Below are 1,916 nucleotides of genomic sequence, written 5' to 3'. Positions count from 1 at the left end.
GAGGTGTGATCTTCCTTTGTTTGTGGGTGGTGGGCCCGGCCACCGGCCGTGGGGGGGTTGGGGGTTGTGGGGCCCGGCCGGGGGGGGGGGGGGGGTGGGTCCTGGGGGGTCAGACCGGTCCTGCCCTGGTCTCTTCGGTGGTTCAGTGGTCGTTGGGCGATCGGGTGGGTGAATGGGGAATCGAACCCCGCGCGCCCGCTCAGCGAGTCGTGCCGTGTCCAGACGGTTCACCCGGGGTGCCGGCCCTGTCCCCGGACGTCGGGGTGAGGGTCGTGTACGGCCAGGGGACGGGGCCGGGCCCGGCGGCCCCTGTGGGTGTTGGGGCCGCCGGGTGGTGGGTGGGGGGTTAGGCGGTCTTGTAGCCGTTCAGCTTCTCGACCAGTTCGGCGCGGATGAAGGCGAGTGCCTGTGCCTTGCCGTCGAGCTTGTTGATCTCGGCCTGGACGGCCTCGGCGCGCTTGCCGTTGAGGAACTTGGTGTACGCGGCCTCGCGCTTGGGGGTGGCCTTGTCGGCCTGGTAGGTGGTGACCAGGCCGGTGACGAGGTCGCGGACCTTGTCGAAGGTGTCCTGGCTCGCGGGCTCGGCCGGGGAGTTGGTCTCGAAGGCCGAACCGAGCATCCGCTTGCGGAACTTCAGCAGCGGCGCGGCCCCGTTGTCCGTCTCGGCGCTCAGGTCGGCCGGGTTGACCAGGTGACTGCCGACCACGTACGGCAGCTCCATGTCACCCAGCTTCGGGGCGTCGGTCCGCTCGTGGCGGTCGGTGCCGCTGCCCTTGCCGAACTGGACGTTCAGCAGACCCTCGGTCTTCGGGAACAGCTCCCAGTTCGGGTGGACCACGACCGTGCCGATCGGGAACACCCCGTCCTGGAGGACGCGGGACAGGTCGTAGACCGCCTCGCCGTTCTCGCCCGTCTCGACCGCGTACGAGTAGGTGTTACCGGCCGGGGTGGTGAACGTCTGGGTACCGGACATGAAGATCCCTCCAACAGGGTCAGTAGGTGGTTTCTCGGCCGGTTCTTCGTTCCCCCGACCTCGTGATAACTACTGTACACATCGAACAGTGAATACGCAACATCGGAACGGGACCACCCCCACACACTCAACCAAACCAATCTCCAACTAGGAACCTCACCCCCCGCCACCCCGCCCCACGACCGACCGCACCCACACCCCCCGCCCCAACCCTCGACCCACCCGACCCCGCCCCCGCGCGACCCCGGATCTAACACCCTCCACGGGCCCGCAACGCGAATCTAACGCCACCCGCAAACGCCACCCCGACCCAACCCGCGAATCTAACACCCTGCCCATACGCGCCGATTCGAGCGACCCCGGATCTAACACCCCGGGGCACTGAATCTAACAACCCGCCAAATCCCGAACCCTCGAATCTAACGCCACTCCGCATGCTCCCCGAAAAGCCGCACAGAACCCGTGAACGCCACAGCACCCGAACCCCTTCCCCAACCCGTCAAGAGCCCTGTAGGCTGCCGCTACAGCCCATACAGAGGCACCCCGGCCCCGCCGGAGCAGCCCCCGGGCCCAGGGAGCGGAGACCCCGTCAATTCCCGCCGCACAACTTGAATTTGAGGGGCCAGAACCCATAGAATGGTCTGGCACCACAGGGAATCGGGACCACCCGCAGAGAAACACCACCGGGACAACCCGAAAACCCGTCGAGAAACCACAGAAAAGGCCCGCAAGACCACCGAGGGCCCCCCTCCATCTAGCCAGCCATTCTTTAACCCCAACCACAGGAAAGAGAAACTGAATTCGAGGCCGGCCCGCCCGCCGGCCTCCGGCCCGCCCCGCGGGCCGGCTCCTCGGCCGGCCCCCGGCCGGCCCGATAGGAAGAGCGGGGGGTAGGGGAAGAGTGTTATCTGTTGGGGGTAGATGTCGGGGGTGGCCGGGTCAT

At 67.3% G+C, this 1,916-nt stretch carries 1 protein-coding gene; it reads right to left on the bottom strand.

Going from position 1 to position 1,916, the window contains the following annotated elements:
* Positions 1 to 346 precede the first annotated feature (346 nt).
* Positions 347 to 973 carry a hypothetical protein gene (locus tag ABZ281_RS47725; protein ID WP_356664922.1) on the bottom strand — a complete coding sequence of 209 codons (627 nt, stop codon included), beginning with the start codon at positions 971 to 973 and terminating at the stop codon, positions 347 to 349.
* Between the last annotated feature and the right edge of the window lie 943 nt (positions 974 to 1,916).

The organism is Streptomyces sp. NPDC006265 (genome assembly GCF_040613555.1).
In the GTDB taxonomy this organism is placed as follows: domain Bacteria; phylum Actinomycetota; class Actinomycetes; order Streptomycetales; family Streptomycetaceae; genus Streptomyces.
The sequence above is the reverse complement of the archived record's forward strand: the minus strand, read 5'-3'. Positions and strand labels throughout refer to the sequence as shown.

What these genes read in the sequence shown, in the direction of transcription:
- ABZ281_RS47725 (WP_356664922.1), bottom strand. Translation starts at nt 973, where the DNA reads ATGTCCGGTACCCAGACGTTCACCACCCCGGCCGGTAACACCTACTCG.